The sequence below is a fragment of the Pedobacter sp. V48 genome, from assembly GCF_000523515.1.
Classification (GTDB): domain Bacteria; phylum Bacteroidota; class Bacteroidia; order Sphingobacteriales; family Sphingobacteriaceae; genus Pedobacter.
In genome coordinates this window covers 135,295-160,963 of record NZ_AWRU01000009.1, presented here as the reverse complement: position 1 = coordinate 160,963, position 25,669 = coordinate 135,295, and the positions used below count along the sequence as shown (strand labels likewise).

Genomic DNA, 25,669 nt, shown 5'->3' with positions numbered 1-25,669 from the left:
GTCGAGACGACTGCACATGCAATAAATATAAAGAAAAGATTCTTTTTATCATTTTAAAAAACTTTTTGTCTGCTTTTATGTTCTAATTATAGTTTGAACATAATCTCCCTAAGATGAAAACCAAATCCCTATTAGCAACCTTAGTGCTTTCTGCTGGCCTATTCAGCATTACAGCCAACGCGCAGACCGATCAGACTGCGCCTGTTACCGTAAATATTGATTTAACTGCTCCAGTAATCTCCATAGATCTTGGTGCTGATCCTACCGTAAACTTTCTGTATGCCACGGCTGCAGATTATACCGTAGCACAAACTCAACCTAAGGTTGGGCACTTTACGGTTATCAGTAATCAGAATTACGATATAACTGTTGCAGCTCAGGCAGAATTCACAGTATATCCGGCGCAAACCGCTGTTCCGCTAAGTGTGGTTCAGGTAAGTGTTGATCCTGCAACGGCAAATGGAGGAACGCTGACCACGCAACCATTATCAATGACACCAGGCGAACTGGTATCTGATGCAACAGCCACTACCGGAGCAACCTATAATGTAAACTATTCAATTCCGGATGCTGCTCCTTTGTTGGGTAAAGCTAACGAAGTGTATACTACAACAGTTATATATACAGCAACACAGTTGTAGATGCCTCACTGTCATTCATTAACGAGGCATTACATTGTTTTGCTGAGTTGGATACTGTTGTCAATCCTTACCATAAGTTTTGTGCATGGGCAGGGCTTGTCCGTTAGTCCCTCGCGAATTCTTTTTAAAGGAGAGCCTGGCGAAACTGTTACGCAAGCAATTACCTTTGTTAACAATTCGAAAAATGAATTTAACTTCACCTCTGGTATAAAGGATTGGGATCGTGATTCAACAGGAACAAAACGCTATTTCCCTGTAGGCCAAATCAAAGATTCCAATGGAAAATGGATCCAGCTTTCAGCAGGTAGTTTTGGATTGAAACCCGGAGAAACAAAAGAAGTAAACCTCTCACTGGTAATCCCTAAGAATGACACCTCCAAAAGGTTAACACATAGTATGGTTTTTTTTACACAGGTTAAAGAACAGATGAAGAAAAAACCAAACCAGGCCGAAGTAGGTGTTAATGTGCTTATAGAAGTTGGTGTTCAGGTTTATCATGTGCCAGTGGGTTTACCTGCCGGAGATCTGGAATTCCTGGCTTTTGTGGATAAAGGTATTGCCGGTAATAGCAAGATAGGTACCCGAAAAATGGCCGTAAAGGTGAAAAATTCCGGACAGATCAATAAAGACGCGTATGTTAGATTTGAGCTCACCAATAAGGATACAGGTGAAGAAATCCCTATAAAATCTATTGCCATTGCAATGCTTCCGGGTGCAGAGCAATGGGTAAACCTGGACTTACCTGCTAACCTGAAGGGAAACTATTTAGCCGTCGCGATTTTAGATGCGGGAAGCCAATACGATTTAAAAGTTGCTGAAAAAGAAATTACATATTAGTTTTATTTTGCTGCTTTATATGGGCGTGTGTACTCCACTTAATGCTCAGATAAGTGTAACATTGCCTGAGGCCAATATAACGGCACGCAGCAATTATACTGTAACTTTAAGTTCAGGAACTTATAATGGTCTTGTAGGTCTTATTCCTGTTATTGAGGTTAAAGCAAATACAGCTAATTTTGCCAATACTGTAGGCGGAACAGCAACAGTGCCACTAAATGCGGCATTTTTAAAGATACGAAGTATTGGCTCACTTTCTGTTCTTGGTTCTTCAACAGAAGTTACACTAACAACTGCATATCAGGTCATGTATACTGCGCTTGCCAATCTTTCCTCAGGAGCTTTTGTGGTAGATTATCGTATCAACTCGGCTGCAAACACCTGGGTTGCCGGAATATATCGTACGCCAATACAATTTTATACAGGTGTGCTTAGTCCGAACAGGATCACACCTGCCACGCCTAATTTTGACATCACTATTCCTGCGTTTATGACCCCTCAGGCCACATTGGGAACCGTTAATTTACCAGTAAATAGTTTTAGTATTTACCGTGCGACAAATGGTTTATCGGTTACAAAAACCATATCCGTATCCAATACGGTACCGTATATATTAAGCCTGCAAACCGGCAGCAGTCTTTTTACTTTTAATACAAGTTTGCCATATAATCAGCTACCTTCATCGGCTGTTAGCCAGGTATCTGGAACATTAACCGGAATTGGTACAGCAACAGCCATTAATTTGTCTACCACCAGTCAGGCACTAACTACCACTACAGGAATAGGCGTCCCAACAAATAACAATCAGGTGCTCAACGCTGCATTTAGCATCACCGGAGCCAACCTTAAGCAAAGCTTTGTGCAGGCTGGAACTTACCTTGTGCCCATTACATTTACCTGGAACAAACTTAGTACGGCCTACCCTTCCGGAACTTTGCAAACATCACGTTCTGGTAATCTGCAAGTTACCGTTAGCGACCTTTCTGAAGTTGTAGCCAATCAAACCAATGTTTCTTTGGCCTTTTCTTCAGCAAGTGATTATCAGCAAGGAGTTTCCAAACAAATGCCAGCCCATCTCAAAATCAGTAAAACCACACCCTATAATTTGTATGTTAGGGCTTTAACCTCGAGCTTAACTTCGGGTGCCAATCAGATTCCCTTAAATGTGCTCAGAATAGGCCCCATGGTGGGTCAGACGGGGATGAACACAGTTACACTCTCTACAACCTCGCAACAGCTTATAAACACAGCAAATCCGGTAATCGACAGAAATTTAAATGTACTGTATAGTATTCCGGCAAGCGAAACAAATAAGCTGCTTGGAAAACCTGCAGGATCTTACAGTACAACCATAGTTTTTAGTTTTGTGGCGCTTTAGAAACGGGTTACTCCTACCTTGCGCCGCTCGTCTTTAATCTCAAAATTCAATTGATTATCTGGTTTATCCAGACTTAGCTCTACTTTATTTTCGGAGTTGCCGATGCTAAATGACATACCTTCTGTTTCGACAAAAACGGCATATGTACCTGCAGGCAGATAAAAAGAGTAATTTCCCGAAGCATCGGTTAGTGTTTTATATATTTTTCCACTTGCATCCTTTGCGTTAACAAGTATTCCAGAAAGGATCGGACTGATGTTTTGATAGCTTTTTTCTATTACCTGCATTTTCCCTTTTAAAACAATAGTTTTTACCAACGGAATCTCCATCGATTTGTTTTTAGTAATGATAATTGATATCGGTTCCTGCATTCCCCAATTCTTACTATTAATCACATAAACGGTATAATTACCAGGTTTCACCTCATAAAATTTAACAGTGCCCTTTGAATTGGTCCGCGCTGTTTCTTCATTTAATTTAACGGTTATGTCTTCGGCACCTTTTTCATTTGGATCTCTGGTGCCGTTGTTGTTATAATCTTCGAAGTATGCTAACTCTAGCTTCTTTCCTTTGCTTTTATTTAATCCTGAAAACTGCTTTTCTATACCTACCCTAATCTGACGGGTATTAAAGGTATTGGAATTGAATGAATTAATTGCGTAATAGTCAAATGGTACTTTTGTTTTCATAACACTGTAAAACAAGTCGGCAGTTAATGCCCAGTTTCCCTTTATCATCCATTTGGCACTGCCGTTCAAAGCGTAATTTTTGGTTTGGGTAAAACCGTAATAATTATACAATGTTGCCAGTTGCACATTTAACCTGTTTCTATACAAAGTAAAGCTGGTATTTGGCCCAAATGAATACAACTTGTAGTCGGCATCTTTTGTTGCAGAAAAAGAATCGCTTAAATAATAAGGATTGAGCTGAATGTAGCTGGTAAAGCCAAACAGACGGTTACTATAATTGCTATTTAGACGAAGTGAATGAAATGGCGATTTTGGCTCGTTAGCAGTATTTTTATAGGTATATCCATAATCAGCATTAATAGATAAACTATGGTTGTTGTTAAAAAAATTGAGGTTAGCCTGCATTCTGACTGAAGATGATCTCCATTTAAAATCCTGGTTAAGCTGTGTAAGCAATTGCATCCCCTGAAGTGATTGATCCATAAAGTAAGGTCTGAAATCGAGGTTGATCTTCCCCATAAGGATACTGTAACCTACCTCGTAAACATTGATGATGTTTTTGTTTGCACTAAAGCTATAGCGGTTTCCAATATCCTGATACTCCGGTGAATTGTTTAAAATACTGATCCTTGCAGAAAGCACACTTTTTTCCATTGTTTTAACGACTCTGTTATCACTCTGAAAAAGGCCTCTGTGCAGTCCGGTATAATAGGAAGTACTGTAATAATTGTTAGTGGTAAATTGATAGCTACCTGCATTAAGTGTGTAATTTATACCTAAAGCTGCTGCATGTTTGCCTGTGTGGTTATTTGCTTTTTCTAAACTGTAGCCACCCTCGAGATCTAATTGTTGGGTGGCGTTTAACCTGACGGCTGTTTTTCCGCTTACCTGGTGGCTGTTCACACCGAAGAAACCATTTTGACTGCGAAGATATGTTAGCCTGCCCTGCTGATCACCGATGGTTTTAAAGGCGTAGTTTGCGGCAATAATAGTTGGGCCTTCCAATGAGTTTGTTACCTGGCTCATCAGCATATAATTGTTCTGCATGCCATATATGCTTAGACTCTTATCTTCATTGAAATTAAGGGTGGCTTTAGCGCCTCTGCCACTTAGGGCATAATCAAGATTTTCATAAATGCTGCCGATCTTTAATCCCCAGTCTTTATGCTGGTAGTCAAGGTAACTATCGTACAGGTTAATGCCTTGCAAATCCTGGTAGTAATCCAAATTGAAACGATAATGGAGGTCGGAATTGTTGGATAAGTTAAGTTTTCCGTTAGCCTGCATCTGATAAAATGAACTATTCTGGCTCATGCTCATATATCTTAAAGCGGCTGTATTGTTCAGATTTTCGCCATATGGATTATCACCTGCTCCATATCTTCTGACACTGCTGACACTCATGATTCTGATTCTTTTTAGCGCCAGCTGATTACCACCCTGATCCACTGCCTGGATGGTTACATTAAAATCGGCAGCAATTTTATTTTTCAGTTTGTTCCGCGCATTAAAAGGTAACAATTGCTGAGCACCCGGCTGCAAAACCAACGACATTTTCTCGCCTGTGAACTCCAGACCTTCTGGCACTTCAGTAAGTACCAGGCGGAAGGAAATTGGGACTATCCCTCTGTTGGTACATAACAGCATGATCTGAGATTGACCGGTAACCTGATTGAGGTAAAATTCTGATTGCTCGGTGCTGATAGCCAGTCCAGTCACATCACTTAATAGCGTATAAAAAGAAACAGCAGGCTGGATTTTTAACTGCATATCGTCTGATTTAATGGATACAGTAAAAGCTTGTATGTTTTTGTTTATTGTTTTTCTGTCGGCAATGTATTTCAATGGGAATGCCTTTTTCTCTTTGGCATTTAAGTTAATGCTTTTAGGAAGCGTAATCATACCTGCAAGTGTCTGTGTTTTAATTGCTTCGGAACTTAATAAAACGGCGTTATCTGACAGGTTCTCTATGATCAGTTTATTAGAAAAGGTTTGACCGCCGCTTACTTTAATAGTATCTTTTTCAAAACTATAGCGAACATTGTATGTCTGCTGGGCGATAGCTGGTTACAAAACAAAAAAGCACAACAAAAACAAGTGAATATTAACAGACTAAAACACTTATCTATGGTTTTCTTTTTGCAGATCATGTTGCAAATCAGGTTAGACGATATATTTGGCCGGCAAATGCTATTTGGCACTTACTACAATAGAACAACAAACAATTATCTTAATTGTTTATTTATATAATATTGATGCAAAAGTATTACGTTTTAAGCTGATCCAGAAGCGGTTTGAATATAAGCATCGTCAGGACAAGCGAAATTATAAATGGCGGTATAAACAAAGAGGGTGATCACCCTCTTTGTTTTTGGTTTTAACAAAAATTAAGTTAAAAACCTGGATTATTTGGTAACAGATTTGGATTAACATTAATTTCCTGTTGTGGTACTGGAAATAGCAATTGTTTTTCTGCGAACGTAGCTCCAAAAGTAGTTCTGTGGCCAACAAAATTATCCCAGTTTCCTGTTACATCGTTATGTACTTTTCTTGTTCTGATCATATCAAACCACATTTTGTTTTCAAAACAAAGTTCAAAATTTCGTTGTAACCATACTTCTTCTTCAAATGTTGTTTGAGACAACGCTCCGACAGGTGCAAGTTTTGCCCTGTTTCTAATGGCATTTACATACCCAATAGCTTTAGAATTAGGTCCCCCCTCGGCTCTGTTAGAAGCTTCGGCATACATCAACTGCACATCAGGCAAGCGATATAGCGTAAAATTAAGATCTGATTTTACTGTGTTTAAAACAGCGTCTGTATCAAACCATTTATAAATATAAGCCTGTCTGAAAGTAACTGTTTGTCCGGTTTTTATATTTGGATAGCTCCTGTAGAAAAACTGTCTTTCGGCAACTCTTTTATCGCCTGCAGCAAACGACTGAATAAACTGCGGAGTTGGATAAACCGATCCATATTCATCAGAATATTTAGATATACCCGAAAAATTAGGAATGGTTAATGGTGTAAGCGGATTATTTGAAGGAACAGCTGCAGCATATTGTACCTGAAATATGAACTCGCCTGTATTTTTATTTGAAGGTTTAATCATATCTGTATATTCAGGAAACAAGGTATAACCGCCTTTCTCAATCACATCTAAAGATCGCTTAGCCGATTCCGCATAAAACTGATTTCCACCATTAATTGCGGCACCAGCATAGGTTAAGTATACGTCGGCCAATATTGATTTTACTGCTCCCATAGATACTAGTCCGGTAGCGTCTTTCCATGCAAGCGTTGATTTTTCCGCTTCCAACAGGTCAGGTATAATAATGCTATCATATATTTCCTTTGCTGCTGTACGCGGAAAATTCAGGTTAAGGTCCTTAGGTGTTTCGGTCACCTTTGGAACAGCACCGTACATACGTACCAGATAAAAATAATACAATGCCCTTAAAGTACGTACTTCGGCCAGCATGTTGGTTTTCTCCTCATCTGTTAGGCCTGTAGCATTAATGGCTGGTATTTTTTGAATAGCCAGGTTACATGCACCAATACCTAGGTAAAGCTGTCTCCACCATGTGTCGAAATAAAATGAGGTTGCATTGTAAGATAAATTAGAAAAATTAACGAAGCCCGTTTGGCCCAGATCGCTATTTGCTTTACCGGTTACAAACTCCATTAGGTTCCAGGTATTACCTCCATAAGATGAAGGTTGGCCTGCTAATAACCCCTGCAAATTTTGATAACCTGCATTTGCAAACCCTCTGGCAACTTTTTCGCTTGACAAGTCAGATTCTGGTGTCAGAAAATAAGTGGGTTTTTCTTCCAGAAACTTTTTGCATGAGCACGTAAGTAATATACATGCTACCAATATTATATTTTTTATCGTTTTCATATGAGTAAATTTTAGAATGATGCCTGTAAACCAAGGTTCCATACACGCGGACGAGGATTAGAAAAGAAATCCAAATTTTGAGAAAATGCTGAGTTAGAACCGTAACCAGAATTAAACGTGTCTACCTCAGGGTCATATCCGGTATATTTTGTTATGAGAAATAAGTTCTGAACACTAGCATAAACGCGCAAGCGACTAAGATGTAATTTACTTACTGTAGCAGAAGGCAAACTAAAGCCTAACATAAAGTTTTGGCCACGTATAAATGAACCATCTTCTACCCACCAGGTATCAAAATGAGAATCCTGAGCAAATCTGTAATTGCGAACCTGAGAAACAGAGGTGTTTTGATTTGTTGGAGTCCATGCATTTAACACAGTTGCAAGGCTATTGGAAAGCGTTTGTCTGTCTTCAACCGAGTGTTTAAAGTTAGCAGCAGTATTTACACCTTGAACAAAGCGAATATCAAATGCAAAATCCCAGTTTTTATATTTAAAATTACTACTGAAATTTCCGGTCCATTTTGGATAAGCCTGGCCAATGATGCTGTAATAATTACTACCATCTGGGTTGTAAATGTATTTTCTATCCCCAGGTTTTAAATTATGTGCCGCGGCTTCAGCGCTTTCAGAATCGCTATACGTTCCAAGACGGGTCATTCCATAAAAAGATCCGATGGGTTCACCTACCCTGATCACGAAATTTTCGCCCAGGAAGTTTGGTCCAGGGAAGATATCGGCGTTACCATCATTCAGTTTCAGTACTTTGTTTTTATTGCTCGAAAACAGGAAGGTTGTTGACCACTCAAAATCTTCGTTTTTAACATTGACTGTATTTAAGCTTAACTCAATTCCTGAATTCCTTACCGAACCTACGTTTTTGTAAACATTGGCATTTACCTCGCCAGCCGACCATGGGATTGGTGTTTGAAGTAAAAGGTCTTTGGTTACTCTGTTGTAATAATCAGCAGTAAGATTAACACGATCCTCAAATAACCCTAACTCCAATCCTCCATCTGCTTGTATTGATCTTTCCCATTTTAAATCTGGGTTACCAATATAGCTAGGGAGCAATGTAGACTGAGCTGCACCATTCAAAACAGTTGTATTTGGTTGAATTTGTGCAAGAGAACGCGCCTGCCCTATTTCCTGGTTACCAGATGTACCGTAACTTGCCCGTATTTTCAAATTAGAAATTGACTTGTTATCCTTTAAAAAATCTTCCTGCGAAATACGCCAAGCAGCACCTACGGAAGGGAAGAAAGCATATTTATTGTTCTTTCCAAACCTAGAAGATCCATCATAACGACCTGTTGCAGTAAACAAATACTTCTCGTCTATATTATAGGTAAGACGAGCGTAGAAAGAAGCAAGGGATGACTGATCATCTTGAGATTCGTTGGCACTTTTAACCGAGCCGGCTTGTTGATAATGCCATTGGAAAATATCATCAATAAATGATTGCGTTTCTGAACGAACTCTTTCATAACCGGTCCTTTGAAAAGATACCCCAAGTAATGCGGTTAATTTTTGTTTGTCGTTTATCTGCTTGTTCCAGGTCAAGTAGTTTTCTGTTTGCCAGTAATAGTTTAGGTATGAATTAATATTGGCTACCCCTCCCTGATCCTGCGATAAGTGAGGTAAATTTAAAGAAGAGTAAAAGTTATTCTTCTGTCCACTTAGGTTATACCCAAAATCAGTTTTAAAATCAAGATCTTTGGTAAGATGCAATACCGCATATACATCGCCAAGCATCTGCATATTGTTATTGATGGTATATCTTTCGTTAGCAATATGAACAGGATTTGGAGCACCTTCCAGCCCTGCTATATCAAAATTTCCTGCCCATGATCCATCGGGATATTTTACTGGAACAATTGGCACTTCTTCTGTTACTGCCCTTGGAACATTTAAGCTACCATTTCCGTCGGTTACTAAACGCTGGGAACTTCTGATCAGGTTTATGTTTCCACCTATTTTGAGCCAGTCTTTAACATCATTATCCATGGTCATTTTTACAGAATAGCGTTTAAACGCTGAGGTTGGCGCCAAACCATTCTGATCCAGGTAACCTAAAGACAAACTGTAAACTGATTTTTCGTTACCACCTTGAATATTCAACTGATGACTTTGCGAAAAAGCAGGCTTATAAGTCTCTTTCTCCCAGTTTGTATCATAAATAGGTTTATCGTTTGTATCAAAAAGCAATGGAAAATTAGCATGATTTAATGCTACCGGAGGTGCCCAAACTGCGCCAGCGGGATCAAACTTTTGACCATTTGCAAATGACTCGTTGTATATTTTCACAAACTGTTCAGAATTTAATGTAGGTAAATGCCTGTACAGCTCACTTATGTTCATATTGTTTTCATAAGAAACAGTGGCATCACCCTTTTTCCCACGTTTTGTGGTAATCATAATTACACCATTCGCACCTCTTGATCCATAAATAGCTGTTGATGAAGCATCTTTTAGTACCTCAACCGAAGCTACATCCAACGGGTTAACAGAGTTTGGATCTACGCCAACTACCCCATCAATTACATACAATGGATCTATGTTGGAGTTAATTGAGCCAATACCCCTTATCCTTACCTTTGCAGCCGCGCCCGGAGCAGCACTGTTAATACTAACCTCTACACCGGTAACTTTACCCTGCAAAGCCTGAGATATATTAGCCACAGGTTTATCCATCAGTTGCTCGCCTTTAACCGTAACTACAGCACCTGTAAGGTCAGATTTTTTTACAGTACCGTATCCAATTACCACAACTTCATTTAAACCGCTTGAGGATTCAGCTAATTGGATATTGATGGTTTTCCTGGTGCCTACTTTAACTTCCTGGGTAGTATAACCAGTGTAGGAGAAAACCAAAATATCGTTTTCTCCTTTTACTTCAATGCCGTAATTCCCGCTGGCATCGGCGGAAGTAGCGAGTGTGGTACCTTTTACCAGGATACTTACACCTGGTAAAGGACTGTTGTCTTTTGCATCGCTAACCTTGCCAATTATCTTAAGCTGAGCCATCGCATGAAAGGACAGCATAGAAAATATGACCGAATAAAATATTCTTTTCATCATAATATTAGTTTTAGGATTTAGTTTTAGTTTTTTGAATGACCAGGGAATTCCTGGAATAGTAGATCGGCTAAAACAATTTAGTCATGGTGGCAAATAATTGATATCCACAAAGATTAATTTAAGCTTTAGATGATTTAAATAATAGTACAGAACACGCATAGTATAGGGATTTAGGTAGACACGGCATTTAGCACTTGGAGAGCTCCAGAATTTTTAAGGGAATGGCGTCGGCAGCATTATGTAAATACATACCATACAAATGGATATTGCTCTTTTCATACTAGGGACTTAATATTTAACAGTAAATTTGGTTACGACACCATTGCGATTGATTACTTCGCGATGAATGTATCTACAATATAAATAACAAAAAATTAAGTTCCAAACATTTTAAGGATAAAGAAGGAGATACCTAGATATTGAGTGCTTTTTCCAGGTTATCTTTAAAGTTTCGTCCGATAGGAATTTGATGACCATCTATTACGATTCTGTTCCTTTCCAGACGCGTTATTTTCTGAATGGATACGATGAAGGATTTATGTACCCGAATGAAACGGTCGTGCGGAAAAATATCAAGCATTGCTTTAATTGACCCTTTGAGCAGGATTTTTCCGGTATAAGTATAAATTATTGCATAGTCTTTAAGCCCTTGAATGTGGGTAACATCATTAAAATGCAGTTTTATGCGTTGCACACCGCTTTTAACAAAAATAAAATCAGTTTCCTGAAAGGCAGAATTATCATCAATATTTATATTCTGCACTTTTAAGGTTAAGAATTCTGTGATTTTTTCAATAGCCTGTTTAAGACGATTAAAGGAAATCGGTTTTAATAAAAAATCAACTACTCCCATTTCATAACCTTCAAAAGCATAATCACGGTAAGCAGTTGTAAAAATTGTAAGTGGTGGATCTGTTAATTCGTTCAGAAATTCAATACCTGTCATTTCTGGCATCTCAATATCAAGAAATAGTACGTCGACCGGTTGATTTTGCAAAAAACGCAAGGCTTCTCGTGTGTTTGCAAACAAGGACACAGAATGTACATTGTCGATACGTTTTAAGTAACCGTCCAATATTTCTAGCGCTAGCGGTTCATCATCTACAACAACAATTCTCAGCATTATTTCCAATTTCAATCCATTTAGTTATAATTCAATTACCAGCCTGGCATGGAAAACATTTTTCTTATCATCAAGTTCAAGTTGGTGTTTATCCGGATAAAGCAGTTCCAAACGTTTTCTTAAATTGCCTAGCCCTATCCCACCCTTACTTTTATTAGAAACTGTTGATGGTTTTGAGTTTTCTATATTAACTGTTAATGTTGCATTATTCAATGCTACATCAACAGTAAGCCAACTATTTTCAGTTTGCTTACTAAGCCCATGCTTAAAAGCGTTTTCTACCAAAGGCAGCAACAATAAAGGGGCAATTTCATGACCTTTTAGTTCAACATTAATATTCAATAAAATAGCAGAATCAGCACTAAATCTGAGTCGCTCTAATTCAATGTAATTACTTAGGTAAGCAATTTCTTTTTCCAGCAGCACCTTTGCATCAGTACTGTCATATAACATGTATTCCATCATTTCTGATAGCTTAAGTACTACATCTGGTGCTAGTTCTGATTTTTTAAGTGTTAATGCATACAAGTTATTTAATATGTTGAACAAGAAATGTGGATTTACCTGTGCACGAAGAAAATTAACTTCGGCATTTAATTTTTCTACGGTAATTTTCTGAATGAGGAGCTGTTGCCCATACCAATCCATACTTAACTTAAGCGCCAGCATTAAACCTAAATACCATAACGTGCTAAAAAAATTGTAGGATAGGCTTTCCATTAAATCGCTGTTACGCATAGGGCCAATAACATAACCATACAAATAAAAATCAAAAAGGCTCTGTGTTGTTAGGTACCCTATTACAGAAGCAATAACTGCCACGGAGTATATAAAGTATCGTTTCTTTAGCAGGTATTTTGGTAAGAAAAAGTGAAGGTTAAGGTAGGCTATGACAATTAGCAGAGCAATCCTTACAGTTACACAAGCAACAAAATAAGGCATACTGGCTTTGTGTATGAGGTATCTTTTCTCATATATAAAGAATCCTGTGATCATCAACCAATAGGCACTATGAGCAAGGACATACTTTAGGGAAACGGCCCCTTTTGAAAATGGCAGCTTAACCTGCTTGTCAAGGAAGTCCATATTTAAATATCATATATAAAGGAACTTAAAAGTGCTAAACCTCCAAAATTATTTCGACGAACAGCATAAAAAGTAGAGGTTCGTCTACTTTTTCGTTTACTGGTCTACTATTTTTCTGCATGGTTTCCTTTTCAGCTAATATTGTTCAGGTATTTAAATTTAAAAATTGAAGTATGAAAACTACAACATTCAATCAGGCGTTTATTAAGATATTTACGCTGATTACATTATGTTTCACCACGTTCGGTTTCACAACGAAATTTGGATTGGACAGTTATGAGATTTACCTAAACAACAAGCTTATTCTTAAACAGTCGGTAAACGAGCCTTTAAGCTTAAGGGTACTGCAACTTGATAAGGCAAATGTTAATGATCAGTTGCGCATCAATTACATACACTGCACTTTAAAGGGAGCAGGCACGAATAGAAATATTGTTCTAAAAGATGAAAAGGGAAAGAAACTGAAAGATTGGTCATTTGCCAATGCGACCAGTTCCGATTTGACTATGGTGATCTCCGTAAAAGAGCTGTTATTGCTGATAAAAAGCAATCCTAATCATGAGCTGAGTCTGCATTATACATCAAAGGGGCTTACTAAAGCTCAGATGCTTGCATCTCTTACAGTTAAATAAGACTAAAGTTGCCTAGAAGGTCTGCCTCCGATAGACAGTCCTTCTTTTCGTCTGTTGAAAATGAATAGCTTATTCGTGTAAGCTAAAAAATCCGTACCTTGAGGCCATTACGACTAACGCAGCTAGCTGAAAGCACAAGAAAAACACAACATGGCAGAGCAACTCATCCATATCTGGGCAGGAATGTCACAAAATAAAACAGAAGAGCAATTCTATAAATACTTTGATCAGAGTAAATTCCTGAAAGACAATAACAGTTTTAATACAGATGAAGCTTATCCCAGAAACGCACCTGATTTCCAACTTCGCTCTCAGTTCAGCAAAGACATTGGCAAGGAATATGACTACGATGCAGACTGGCTGACCATTTATCATGGTCGCAAAAGAATCAGCATTCAGGCTGCCATTGAAGAGCTACCGATCTGGGATGACCAAACAGAAGTAGACATCTACCAGGCTTGTATCAGTAAAGGAATTTCTACAGTAAACTCTATTCTTTGTTATGCAGATGACGAGCTTAGCATAGACGATCCCCTTGAAAACTATAACGATATGATCTATATAGGCAGTTTTAATAACCCGAGATAATTTACACCACTATAGAAACATATTTTTAAGCTCTTTAAGAAATTCGCATTGCTGCTGATTGATAAATTCCTCGGCTTGCGTTAGAGAAAACCACCTGGCCTGATCTATTTCCGGAAAATCGACAATTTTACCTGATTTAGGTGGCCATTCTAAAGGGAAGGTATTGCATGTGATATTGTCGGCATCTAAATCACCACTAACAGTCCAGCAATTAACTATTTTACCACCCTTCTGAACCACCGGTTTCAGCGCTTTAAAATCTCCATGAGGTAGATAACCTGTTTCTTCATTAAATTCCCTCAAGGCTGCTTGTAAAGTATCTTCATCAGGCAATAGTTCGCCCTTAGGAACAGTCCACCAACCTTTGTCCTTATTACGGAAAAAAGGGCCACCAGGATGAACCAGTAAAACTTCTGGTTCTTTATTTTTCATCCTATATAGCAATATACCGGCACTCTGTTTACTCATTGGTTGTAATTTCTGTCAATTTATAGATTATTGACTAAATAAAGATGATGATGTCGCAATCACCCCTATTAATTGTCTTTTATCACCATCTAAGTTTAACTTACTTACCCCTATATTTGTTTTATACTAAAGAATAAACATTTATCAATTAATACAATATGTCATTTCAAGGATACTTAAAGACCATCAAAGAAAAAACCGGGTTAGATCCACAGGATTTTAAGAATAAAGCCGAGGAGAAAAAATTCACCTCAAACGGGCAGCTCCTTCCTAGTGTAAAAGCAGGCGAAATTGTGAATTGGTTAAAAGAGGAATATGACCTGGGACATGGGCATTCAATGGCTATTTATGCCATATTAAAGGGTATAAAAAATGAAAACAGCCAGTAATCCTTTAACGGTGGCTTCCAACTTGATCGACACTGATAACAGGAAACATTTGGAGGAACTATTTCTGAAACTTCAACCAAATAGTCCAGCCCTTTGGGGTAAAATGAAACCGCAACAAATGGTAGAACACCTGATAGATCAGGTGCAGTACACCAACGGTAAAAAGGAACCTTTTTGCGAAGTTTCTGAAGAGCAGGCACAGGCAGCAAAACAGATCAACGTCTATACTGCGGTAGAGATACCAAGAAATGTGATTTTTGGGGAAATCTCGGATCAGCTAATTTATCCGGATCTACCTGGTGCTATTCAACAACTAATGACTGAACTTGAGGTTTTTGATCAACACTTTATTAAGCCAAAAACTTTAGTCATACACGGTGGATTTGGACCAATGAATTATAATGAATGGTGTATATGGCATAGCAAACATTTCTCGCATCACTTAAAACAATTTAAGATCCCAGCACCTCCTCTTCTCCACTGAAACCACTGAACAGTTCAACTAATTTGGTAATGGCATCATCAGAATGAAGCATTTCAGTTTGATCTAAAGTCATTTTGGTAACTGCAGAAGCTCTTGTACACATTTGTTTTTCAAACACAGCTATGGCAGTTTCGAGGTCTGGGAATTTATCATCAGAAAGATGCTCAGCCAATTCAAATGCATCCTGCATGGTCATATTTACACCTTCTCCGGCGTATGGTGGCATACGGTGGGCGGCATCTCCAATCACGGTAAGATTAGCTAATGTAGTCCATTGCTGGTCTAGTGGAAAGTGATATTGTGGCCGGGGAACAATAGATACCTCATCGCTGCCAAATAATTCCTGCCATGTAATGTGCCATGATCCAAATTCTTTTTTAAACCATTCAAATACCTGTTTCTTATCTGCAAAATCGATAGCGCTATCGCGTACCCAAAATTCTGGCACTTTGCAACCAGTGTAAAAGGAAAGCGCACCATCCCCTTTCGAGCTTAAAATCAATGATTTCTGATCTCCCAAGGCAAATATTTTGCCATCTTTAAGTATACTATACAGCTCAGCGGCATTTTCTTTAGCATGATAAATATTCCCCTCGACAATTGAAATACCTGAATAAATAGGCTTTATATCTGTTAAGTAAGAACGGACTTTGGAATTGGCTCCATCGGCAGCTATTACGATATCTGCTTCAGTAGAAGTGCCATTTTTAAACAATAGTTTCCAACCATCATTATGCGGTGTCATGGAAACAAACTGACTGTCCCATATTACTGTATCCCGCTTTAGCGATTCAAGAAGCATATTTCGTAATGGCCCCCTGTCTATTTCGGGACGCCCCTCATCATGATCTTCATCAGAATGTCCATCCAGTTTAATATTCAGATCTTTGTCTAACACAAGCAATTTGCCCGCCTCCGGACGGTAATTAGCATAAAAGGCATCAATCAACCCTGCTCTGCGAAGTGCCTCTAAGCCCGATTCTTCATGAAGATCTAATGTAGCGCCTTGTACCCTTACAGATGAATTGAAATCCCTTTCGTATACTTTTACATCTGCCCCTTTAAGTTGCAGTAGTCGTGCTAAAGTAAGACCACCGGGCCCGCCACCTACAATAGCTATTCTTTTATTTTGAATCAACATAATTAAAAATTTAGTTTTTACAATGCAAAACTACTTCTTCGGCAATGTTGAGAATTGTATAAATCGGTCGTTTTCGTTCTTGCTTAGTTCTTTAGGAGTAACGCCGGCAAATTTTTTGACATTTTTTATGAAGTGCGATTGATCTGTGAAGTTTTGCTCTGGGAATAGTTTACCCTCTTTTATCTGCTTAAAGGAAGCCCTAAACCTTAAGATAGTACAATAAGCTTTTAGTGAAATACCAAACCATTCATTAAAGTACCTGTTAATTTGCCTGCTTGTCCAATGTATTGTTTCAGCAATTTCCTGTATAGTGATTGATCCAGCGGAAGTGTATACCAGCTCAAATAATCTTTGTTTACGCAAATCAACGTCGGAATTATTTAGCTTGTTTAATAGTTTATCGGTAAGTACATTACAAAATTGTTCGAAATCATTAAAGTTTTCCACGGTAATCCCAAAATAATCAGGCGGCAAAATATAAGCTGCATCAACCAGTGTCGGAAATTTCCGATCAAATAAGTATTCAATAGCAAGCAATTTAAAGCTAACAGCAAGCATGACCGTTTCTGACATCAGGATGCCCTGCGAAGGAGCATTCTCCAGTCCTAAAAGGGTAAGTTCATATGGTTTTTTTAAGGAAAAGAAAAGATCTATCCTGCCATCAGGTACGATGACAATTCTTTTTTCATGATTAGTTTTGTTAGACAACATCCAGAGGCTATCTACAAATGTAGAAAGCGGAGCATTGGGTTTTATCTCTTTATAGGCTATTCCTTCCATTAGCAATAATTGCGACTGATATGAAGATCTTCTAACCGTCAATGCAAAATAGTTTATTTTTCATTAAGTTTGGTTAATCAATTATTGCCATATGACCCTCTCATTAAAGAAAATCGCTTTATTTTCTCTTTCACTTGTTATGCCTGCATTTTCTATTGCTCAGGTTAAATTTCGGAAAAACTACGAACATACATTTAGGGAGGCTGAAACTCAACAGCGCCCTGTATTTGTGTCTGTAGACTTCTCTACTGTACCAAATGCACCTGCTTTAATCAATATTTACGCGCCTAACCAAAAGGTTGCTCAATATTATAATTCTAATTTTATTAACTACCGCGTGGAACACAGGAGCGGAGATGGAATAAAATTTAGAAAAAACCATGATCTTACCATTTTTCCTTCGTTCTTATTTCTAAAACCTGATGGCTCATTGATTTTAAAATCAAGTGGTGTACCTCGTAATTCAGATTTTTTCATGAAGCTAGCTACGGAGGCCGAGCAAAGATATAAGAATAGCACCGGACTGGCTGATTATGATGTACGCTATAAGAACAACGAGAACATAGACCGTCAGTTCTTGAAAGACTATATCGCTTTAAGAGAACGATCGGGTATCTTTAGTAATGCCAAACTGATCGAAAGGTATGTGGATTTTCTGAGCATTTCTGAATTGAATTCGTATGATGAAATACTGTTTATACATCAGGCAGGTCCTATAGCTTTCGGTAGGGCTTACAACCTTGCTGGCACCAACCGTAAAATTGTAGATAGCATTTTTACACATGCCCCCTTACAAGATCGTATTGACATTAATAACCGTATTATTACTAATACCCAAACAGAGGCCATTGCTGCTAAAGATAAGAATATGGCGTATGCGCTTTCTAATTTTGTACGCAATACCTGGATGAACAATTATAAGGAAGGTGATAAGAGCGCTACACAAAATTTGCTTGTGTTTTACAAGGCAACAACTGATACTAGTGCATATTATAGTCAGGCCGGATATCATTACGATCAATACTATATGTCTATCAGCGTAGATTCCATTAAGCGGGCAAAGGAGTTGAACCAACGTAAATTGGATTCTCTAAATGCAACTGTAGAAAAGCTAAAGCGAGATGGTAAAGCGAATCAAATGTTTTCAGTCACTTCAATAGGTACTTCTTCTGAAGGCAATATCTTAAATGTGGCCCATATGCTGAACAACGCTGCCTGGGACTTTTATACCCTTGGCACCCGCAATCCGTTATTACTCAATAAAGCGTTATTATGGAGCAGGAGATCTATAGAAATTGACCCTAATGCTACTTATTTTGACACCCTGGCACATATTTTTTATCGCCTGGGCTGGTATGATGAAGCCCTGCTTAATCAAAGGAAGGCAATCAGTATGGCGGAGAAAGAAAAAAAATTAAGCAAGGACCAGATAAATGGTTTCAGGAAAGAGGCGGCTAAAATGAAGACCAAAACACTTTAAAACGGATTAGACTATTTAATAGATGTCCAATTATGAATGAGTTGACAGCTAAAATATTCGTAACACGACTTTCAAGTGTAAAATCAGTTGCTGAGCTCGAGAATGTTCAGCGATTTTTTAGAGATAAGGATCCAAAGCATAAATTTTTGGGTGTTAGAATGGCGGCTATTTTTGATTTAGCAAAACAGTTCATTGAAATGCCTATTGATGAAATTGAAAAATTAATAGCAAGTGAATATTACGAAGCGCGAATGGGTGCTGTAAGCATAATGGATTTTCAGGCAAGGAATAAGAAAACAACCCCACTAAGGAAAAAGGAGTTATTTGATCTTTACATAAAATGCCATGACAAAATAGATAATTGGGATTTAGTTGATAGAAGTGCCTCATATGTTGTTGGTGGTTATTTGTTTGAGAAGCCAAGAGACATTTTATACAAACTTGCTAAATCTGATCATGTTTGGGAACGGAGAACGGCAATTGTAAGCACTTATTTTTTTATCAGGCAAAATGACTTAGCAGATACTTTCAGAATTGCAGAGATATTGATAAACGATGAGCACGACCTTATTCAAAAGGCAGCGGGAAGCTGGGTAAGGGAGGCCGGCAAAAGAGATAAATTGGTTTTAATTGAATTCTTAGACAATTTTGCGAGCTCAATGCCTTTGGCAATGCTTCGTTGTGCAATTGAAAAACTTGATCCGAAAGAGAAACGTTATTATTTGGAGATCAACAAAAAAAAGTAATTGAAATCATGATTACTGAGCCCTGCTGTTCTCTGCGCGCCCTGTAGATTTATTGGTGTAAGTAATCTTTTTAAGCCTGCCAAAACTATAAGCGAGGGTAATCCGGTAATATTTGTTGTTATTCTTTCTTGCAAATTCAATATAACTCTCACCAATTTCATAATAACCCGCAGGTTTATCCTTCCGAAAGATATCGTTGGCTAGTAAATTGAGTTTTAAAGCTTTATTAAAAAAATCCATTTCAACACCCAAAGTCGCTAAAACTTGGTTATGCCTATAAAAAATCCCGTCGTACTTGTCTCCTGTATATCTGGCTAATACCTGAATTTTAAATAAATTATTGATGTTAAAACTATTGCTGGAATAAAAATGGAACTGCGGGCGGCTTGTCATCAAACCATAGGGGAAGTCGCCAGTCATATATTTATTATAAGTTAGATCAACTGTGTTCATAGATGTCAACCAGTTTAGGTTAAAGGGAATGGACAAGGAAACAAACCTGGAACTAAGTTTACTAAGGTTTAAAGGTTTTAATACGTAGGTATTTTCGGCCTCGCCCTGTATTGCTGCTCCGGTAATAGCATCCTTTGTATCGGAATATCCTGCTGTAAGATTGTACTTTTCAAACGATGCTCCTAACTCAAAAGAGTTTGTTTTTTCAGGCTTTAAGTAAGGATTCCCCTCGATACTGGTGTAAGCATCCTGATACATACCAGCAGGATTTAATGCCTGGTACCTTGGCCTGGTTATCCGCGAAGCATAGGACATTCTAAACTGAAGCTGATCAGACATTTTAACAGCTATGAAGGCACTCGGAAAAAAATTAAGGTAATTGTCTTTTATCTCTTCTAATCCCTGATCAGCTTCAGTTTCCAATTTATAACTGGTCCATTCGGTTCTTACCCCTATTCCATAGCTTACCTTTTGGCTCATTTGACCATTGAAATTCAGATATGCAGCAGGAATATTTTCCTGATACTTAAAGTCTCCCGAACGTGTCTCATCCAGCACAAAATCATTTCCATCTTTAACTGTAAAAAAATCTGAATAGAATTTATTACTAGCAAAGCTGTATTTAGCTCCGAATTCAAGTCTGTTATTTAAATTAAATGCCTTACTATAATCTGTCTGGGCATTTGCCAACCTAATTCTATAACCTGCTTTATTATTTAAAACGTTAAAGGATTTCTGCCCGTTAACTAAGTTATTTTCATTTATATCGTCGTCTGTTTTCGAAACATAACCCGCATATTGGCCACCAATAAATAAAGAAGACCCAAGACTGTCTATATCTCTATTGTAATTAAGGTTAATGGAGTTGTTATTGACTACATTATCATTAGCTATGTCACTTCTAAAAAGTCCCTTCATTAAGGTAGAAGTGATGGCATTTTCACTTTTAGTACTTCCCCCTAAGTCATTATAAGATCCACTATATTCGGCCGAGAGGTAACTCTTTTCGTCGAGATCGTATTGCCCTCCAAGGCTATAATTAGAAAAATTATCATATTTCCTATTCCAGTCAGTCATGAGTATAGAGCTAAAATGATCCACAGACTTTAATCTTGACCTTGTGGTATTTAATATTTCTCTGGTATTACCCAGCAATAGCCCATAGCTTCCTGTTAAGGATAGTTTATTCTTTTTATAGCTGGCATCTATATTGGTATTTGCACTTGGAGAACTAAAATCTGAAGTGGTAAATATCTGTTTAAAACTCCCTTTATATCCTTCTTCGGCATTTGTAACTGTTATCACATTAATAACTGATTTACCTTCCGCATCATATTTTGAAGAGGGATTTGGAATAATCTCAATCCTTCTGATCTGTGAAGAGGAAATAGAAGACAGCTGTTCGGTAGTTATTCTCCTCCCGTTTAGGTAAATAATGGCTTCTCCCTTCCCCCTGACGGACACTCCCTCTTCAGTAACGTTAACATTTGGGGATTTGGAAAGAATTTCAATTGCAGAGGTGCTTGTTGCTAAAATTGTATTGGCCACATTAACTTCAATTGTCCCGTTTGGTTTATTTCTAAATAAAGGAACTTTCCCAACCACCTCTATCCCTTTTAAGATCCTTTGGTTGATAAGCATAGGCACCTCGTTAAGCTCTATAACCCGTTGAGCAGAACTGATCTGCAGAGGGCCCTGATATTGCTTGTGATATTCCATGGAGGAAATCAACAGTATATAGATGCCATCTTGTACGTTGGTGAGCTGAAAAAATCCTGATGTATCTGTAAAAACACTTTTAATCATAGATGAATCTTTAGCCGAAAGTAAGGTCGCTGTTGCAAACTCAACTCCTTTACGAGTATTCATGTCGACGGCTGTTCCCTTAATATTACCCAGCTGGGCATGAGTATTAATTCTGGCTAAAAAGATCAGGATAAATAGTATTATAAAAACTCTGGATATGGCCATGTATTGGATTCTTTTTTTTCAAAAGTCCAAAACAATTTCCTGCAAGAGGTCCTGCAATCGGGAATCAGGAGTACGAATTTATAAATCCGTACTGTAGGCAATATTGTCTATCTGTATTTTTTGCTGATGAATAGCAGGGGTTGTGCCCGTAAGTTTTTTAAAAGTAGCAAAGAATGTGGATTTGGAATTAAACCCAACTTCGTAACCAACAGATTCTAACGTTAAGCGATTACTTGAACCCATTATTTTGCAAGCCTCATTGATCCTAAATTCGTTAACATATGTAGTGAAATTTTTGCCCAGATTATCATTAAGGAGTTGAGATAATTGATGACTGGAAATATTAGTTTCTTTTGATAGCTCATTTAACTTAAGGTCCGGATTTTTATACAACTCTTTTTCAGTCATTATTTTTTCAAGCCGTGCAAGTAAGGCATTTGCCTCCTGGTCGCTTACTTTCTTGTTAGGATACTTGCTCTGTCCCAAAATGAATAAGTCGCTTGTTTTTTTTCCGTACAGAAGCGTAAAAACGACCATGTATAAGCAAAAAGAAAATGCGAGAGAACCGTTGAGATATAATGAAAACGAGGCTCTCCACAAAGCCAACTGGAAAAAGGCAAAGATAAGAGCTGTGCTGCCAAAAACCGCAAGGAGCCATATTTCTGAGGCTTTCATTTTATTGTCTTTTGCAAACAGTTTTTTCAATATATCTTTTAATACCAAGCCTGAAGCTACCAAATAAGCAAACCACTCTGCATAGATAATCTGTACAAAATAATTGTTCCAAAGCTTTGGATAGGTTTGATAAGGATATATAATTCCCGGGATCAGGATAATGGCACACAACAAAGCAATACTCCATTTTGAAGATCTTGTTAAAGGCGCACCAGGGTTTATAGTTGATTTTAGAAAATAATAAAGAAAAGGTCCGATAAAAAAACATGCTGTAAGGCCTATCTGCGGATAAATTTCAGCAAGTGAGGGATAAAAACTTACAAAAATAGATTTACCTATCCTTAAGCTTATGGCCAAGAGCAATGCACCAAAAAGTAGATTTGAAAGATGCTTTTTTTGGGTAAAAAAGAAAAAATAAACGCTCAGAATGAGCCCATTAAATACACCTAAAGCACCAAAAAAGAATAAGAGTCCTTTACCAACATCCATATAATCARWATAGCTWTTAMCRATRTAAAATAAGCAGAAAAAATCAATTTTCATTGGCAAGTTTTGGCACACGATTTTTGTGTATTTTTACGGCAAATATTAAGTAATATGTCTTTTACCTCCTTAGGTTTATCGGCTGCTTTATTAGAAGCATTGGTAAATCAGAATTTCACAGTACCTACTCCTATTCAACAAACTGCTATACCAGCCATATTAAACAAAAAAGATGTGCTGGGTATAGCTAAAACAGGTTCTGGAAAAACTGCGGGATATGTTTTGCCCATTCTAATGAATTTACAAGAAACAACGGGGGTAAAAAATCGCCATGCAAATGTATTGGTTTTAGTACCGACACGTGAACTTGCCGAACAGGTAAAAGATGTTTTTAAGACTTTTAGTAAGGGCCTTACTGTGCCCATTAAAACATTGGCTGTATATGGCGGTGTTTCTATTAACCCGCAAATGATGGCTTTACAAGGTGTGAATGTACTTGTTGCCACACCTGGCAGGTTATTGGAATTGGTAGAATCAAATGCTGTACACCTATCTGCCATTGAAACATTGGTGCTAGATGAAGCAGATAAGATGCTTAATCTGGGCTTTAAAGAGGAGGTAAACAGAATCATTTCTCATTTACCTAAAAAGCGGCAAAATATATTGTTTTCTGCTACATTGAGTAATGATCTGCAACACATTCACCAAATCTTACTGCATGATCCGGTAGTTATTAAAATCGAGGTTGAAGAAGATTCGCTTGACCTTATCAATCAGGTAGCGTATATAGTTACGGATGAGAAAAAGGGCCCGTTTTTACGTCATCTGATCAACCATCATGAAATGAAACAAGTGTTGGTATTTGCTTCTTCTGTTCATCAGGTTGATGCCATTGTGAACAAACTTCGTAAAAATAATATTGACGCAAAAGCTGTTCACAGTAAGAAAAGCCAGGGAGCAAGAACAGAAGCCTTATCTCATTTTAAATCGGGTAAACTTAGAGTATTAGTTGCGACTGATTTAATGGCGAGAGGAATTGACATTAATTTCCTTCCTTTTGTGATTAATTATGAACTACCCAGGTCACCTAAAGATTATATTCACCGTATTGGGAGAACTGGCCGTGCTGACACACCGGGAGAAGCAATTTCGCTGGTTAGTCCTAATGAGCTTCCTCATTTTGAAGTAATCCAAAAAAAGATGGGCAAGAAAGTAAAAACTAATTACCCGGTATGATCTTATAAATCGTACCTTTTTCTTCTTCAATAAGACTAATAAGCAGATAGATTTCGCCATTGCGATCCTCACCAAAGCTATAGATCTGCCAATGTCCAGGTTCACGGGAAATAGAGAGTCTCTCCATTTTCCAGAGTTCCTTGTTAATGTCGGTTAATGTCCAAATGGTTCCCATTAAATCGCCAAAGATGAATTTACCGAAGAGCTCTGGAATTTGTTTACCACGATAAAGAAAGCCTCCAGTAACGCTAATMMCKWCRYTMYKMCSATMNTYRGCTATTGGGTTGATCCAGTTTTTTGGATCAGGATCATTTGGAGATTTAACATGTGTACCTTCCCTTACCCGCCAGCCATAATTTCCACCCTTGGTAACAATATCAATTTCTTCCCAGTTCTTCTGACCCACATCTCCAGCAAACAATCTTCCGTTAAGTTTGTCGAAGCTAATCCGCCACGGGTTCCTAAAACCATATGCATAAATTTCAGGTTTTGTATTCTCCATTCCTATAAATGGGTTGTCTTTTGGAATGGCATAAGGAAGCTTACTCACATCTAGTCTTAGTATTTTACCAAGTAAAGTATTTAAATTTTGTCCATTGCCATAGGTACCGTGCATATCATTATATGCTCCGCCATCTCCTACTCCTATATATAAGAACCCATCAGGGCCAAACTTTAGGTCTCCTCCGTTGTGGTTAGATTCAGGTTCATCAATAATCAGAACATCCTTTGAGTTGGCCTTATCAGCCAGATCAGGGTTTTCTGCAGAAACTTTGTATTCACGAATAATACTTTGATGGTCTATGCCCGGAGTTTTAGGAACACGCTTGCTGAAGTAAACATAGAACTTGCCATTCTTTGCGTATTGAGGATGAAAGGCCAGTCCCAACAATCCCATTTCATCACTGCTTCCCATCATCAGTACCTCATCTGTGAAATCTAAAAAGGGCTTCGATAGGAGTTTACCATTTTTGATGATCCTGATTTTACCCTTTTGCTCGCAGACAAATAAGTTGCCAGATTTATCATTTGGTGCCGCAAATGCTGTGGGATATGATAATTGATCGGATATGAGTTGAAGGTTAACTTTTAATGATGATAAGCTGGTTTGTGCTTTAACTCTCGTAATTACACATAACAGCGCAAAAACAATTATTAAGGAGAGTCTTTTTGATTTCATAGTGTTAATATAATGTATTTAGTAATTAAACTGGTACATTGGATTTTACAGCATCTCTAATTTAAAGAAAAAACAACATTCCAGTATATTGTATGCTGGAATACGATCATCATAATACAATCGTCGAGCTGACGAGAAAGAATTATGTTGTGACGAATACCTAACACAAAAGATACAAGTAAGAAAACAAAATGTTGGCAACTAAAATTCGGAATTCTTTTGTACCTG

The 25,669-nt window shown here is 37.9% G+C and carries 20 protein-coding genes and 1 pseudogene; 10 read left to right on the top strand and 11 right to left on the bottom strand.

The genetic code is table 11. The features are described 5' to 3' along the window. Positions 1-113 precede the first annotated feature (113 nt). Genes N824_RS10980 through N824_RS10970 form a run of 3 tightly spaced genes read left to right on the top strand, consistent with a single transcriptional unit; the run spans position 114 to position 2,856 of the window. Positions 114-641: a hypothetical protein gene (locus N824_RS10980; RefSeq protein WP_048905197.1), complete on the top strand. Its 528-nt coding sequence runs from the start codon at positions 114-116 to the stop codon at positions 639-641. Next, positions 642-1,478 carry a hypothetical protein gene (locus N824_RS10975; protein ID WP_152542173.1) on the top strand — a complete coding sequence of 279 codons (837 nt, stop codon included), beginning with the start codon at positions 642-644 and terminating at the stop codon, positions 1,476-1,478. Then, positions 1,453-2,856 (top strand): hypothetical protein, encoded by a 1,404-nt coding sequence (locus tag N824_RS10970; RefSeq protein WP_048905195.1) that lies wholly within the window; start codon positions 1,453-1,455, stop codon positions 2,854-2,856. Before N824_RS10975 ends, N824_RS10970 begins: the two co-directional genes overlap by 26 nt. Here N824_RS10970 and N824_RS10965 read toward each other — a convergent pair. The 5 genes from N824_RS10965 to N824_RS10940 form a co-directional block, all read right to left on the bottom strand. Next, complete coding sequence (locus tag N824_RS10965) at positions 2,853-5,447, bottom strand: collagen binding domain-containing protein (protein WP_048905194.1); 2,595 nt, start codon at positions 5,445-5,447, stop codon at positions 2,853-2,855. The genes N824_RS10970 and N824_RS10965 overlap by 4 nt on opposite strands. Positions 5,448-5,937: 490 nt before the next feature. Further along, positions 5,938-7,446 (bottom strand): RagB/SusD family nutrient uptake outer membrane protein, encoded by a 1,509-nt coding sequence (locus N824_RS10955; protein ID WP_048905248.1) that lies wholly within the window; start codon positions 7,444-7,446, stop codon positions 5,938-5,940. A gap of 11 nt (positions 7,447-7,457) precedes the next feature. Beyond that, positions 7,458-10,526 carry a TonB-dependent receptor gene (locus N824_RS10950; protein ID WP_048905192.1) on the bottom strand — a complete coding sequence of 1,023 codons (3,069 nt, stop codon included), beginning with the start codon at positions 10,524-10,526 and terminating at the stop codon, positions 7,458-7,460. A 412-nt stretch (positions 10,527-10,938) separates the two neighbouring features. Next, on the bottom strand, positions 10,939-11,649 hold the full coding sequence (locus tag N824_RS10945) for a LytTR family DNA-binding domain-containing protein (protein ID WP_048905191.1): 711 nt from the start codon (positions 11,647-11,649) through the stop codon (positions 10,939-10,941). Positions 11,650-11,673: 24 nt separating this feature from the next. Next, entirely contained in the window at positions 11,674-12,735 is a 1,062-nt protein-coding gene (locus tag N824_RS10940) for a sensor histidine kinase (RefSeq protein WP_084498275.1), read from the bottom strand. Positions 12,736-12,908: 173 nt separating this feature from the next. Here N824_RS10940 and N824_RS10935 point away from each other — a divergent pair, with 173 nt between their 5' ends. Next, positions 12,909-13,367 (top strand): hypothetical protein, encoded by a 459-nt coding sequence (locus N824_RS10935; protein ID WP_048905190.1) that lies wholly within the window; start codon positions 12,909-12,911, stop codon positions 13,365-13,367. A 150-nt stretch (positions 13,368-13,517) separates the two neighbouring features. Beyond that, positions 13,518-13,955 carry an immunity 22 family protein gene (locus tag N824_RS10930; protein ID WP_048905189.1) on the top strand — a complete coding sequence of 146 codons (438 nt, stop codon included), beginning with the start codon at positions 13,518-13,520 and terminating at the stop codon, positions 13,953-13,955. A 9-nt stretch (positions 13,956-13,964) separates the two neighbouring features. Here the strand turns inward: N824_RS10930 and N824_RS10925 are convergent, their stop codons facing one another. Continuing rightward, positions 13,965-14,423, bottom strand: coding sequence for an NUDIX domain-containing protein (locus N824_RS10925; RefSeq protein WP_048905188.1), 459 nt, complete (start codon positions 14,421-14,423; stop codon positions 13,965-13,967). Between the two features lie 158 nt (positions 14,424-14,581). Between N824_RS10925 and N824_RS10920 the strand changes: the two genes are divergently transcribed. Together N824_RS10920 and N824_RS10915 are read left to right on the top strand one after the other, a co-directional pair. Beyond that, positions 14,582-14,812, top strand: coding sequence for a DUF4287 domain-containing protein (locus N824_RS10920; RefSeq protein ID WP_048905187.1), 231 nt, complete (start codon positions 14,582-14,584; stop codon positions 14,810-14,812). Beyond that, positions 14,796-15,296: a hypothetical protein gene (locus N824_RS10915; RefSeq protein WP_048905186.1), complete on the top strand. Its 501-nt coding sequence runs from the start codon at positions 14,796-14,798 to the stop codon at positions 15,294-15,296. Before N824_RS10920 ends, N824_RS10915 begins: the two co-directional genes overlap by 17 nt. On the opposite strand, the gene N824_RS10910 is transcribed toward N824_RS10915, so the two are convergent. Together N824_RS10910 and N824_RS10905 are read right to left on the bottom strand one after the other, a co-directional pair. After that, the gene (locus tag N824_RS10910; RefSeq protein ID WP_048905185.1) at positions 15,265-16,437 is read right to left on the bottom strand and encodes an NAD(P)/FAD-dependent oxidoreductase; all 1,173 of its coding nucleotides are present in this window, start codon (positions 16,435-16,437) and stop codon (positions 15,265-15,267) included. The genes N824_RS10915 and N824_RS10910 overlap by 32 nt on opposite strands. 30 nt (positions 16,438-16,467) lie before the next feature. After that, the gene (locus N824_RS10905) at positions 16,468-17,259 is read right to left on the bottom strand and encodes an AraC family transcriptional regulator (RefSeq protein WP_235207076.1); all 792 of its coding nucleotides are present in this window, start codon (positions 17,257-17,259) and stop codon (positions 16,468-16,470) included. 49 nt (positions 17,260-17,308) lie between these two features. Between N824_RS10905 and N824_RS10900 the strand changes: the two genes are divergently transcribed. Beyond that, positions 17,309-18,697: a hypothetical protein gene (locus N824_RS10900; protein ID WP_048905183.1), complete on the top strand. Its 1,389-nt coding sequence runs from the start codon at positions 17,309-17,311 to the stop codon at positions 18,695-18,697. A gap of 32 nt (positions 18,698-18,729) precedes the next feature. After that, positions 18,730-19,443 (top strand): DNA alkylation repair protein, encoded by a 714-nt coding sequence (locus N824_RS10895; protein ID WP_048905182.1) that lies wholly within the window; start codon positions 18,730-18,732, stop codon positions 19,441-19,443. 12 nt (positions 19,444-19,455) lie between these two features. Here N824_RS10895 and N824_RS10890 read toward each other — a convergent pair whose 3' ends face one another. Further along, entirely contained in the window at positions 19,456-21,867 is a 2,412-nt protein-coding gene (locus N824_RS10890) for an outer membrane beta-barrel family protein (RefSeq protein WP_048905181.1), read from the bottom strand. Between the two features lie 78 nt (positions 21,868-21,945). After that, positions 21,946-23,031 carry an AraC family transcriptional regulator gene (locus tag N824_RS10885; RefSeq protein WP_048905180.1) on the bottom strand — a complete coding sequence of 362 codons (1,086 nt, stop codon included), beginning with the start codon at positions 23,029-23,031 and terminating at the stop codon, positions 21,946-21,948. Positions 23,032-23,139: 108 nt separating this feature from the next. On the opposite strand from N824_RS10885, the gene N824_RS10880 reads away from it, so the two are divergent. Beyond that, on the top strand, positions 23,140-24,261 hold the full coding sequence (locus N824_RS10880) for a DEAD/DEAH box helicase (protein WP_048905179.1): 1,122 nt from the start codon (positions 23,140-23,142) through the stop codon (positions 24,259-24,261). Here N824_RS10880 and N824_RS10875 read toward each other — a convergent pair. Further along, positions 24,245-25,441 (bottom strand): annotated as a pseudogene (locus N824_RS10875) (sorbosone dehydrogenase family protein). The gene N824_RS10880 and the pseudogene N824_RS10875 overlap by 17 nt on opposite strands. Between the last annotated feature and the right edge of the window lie 228 nt (positions 25,442-25,669).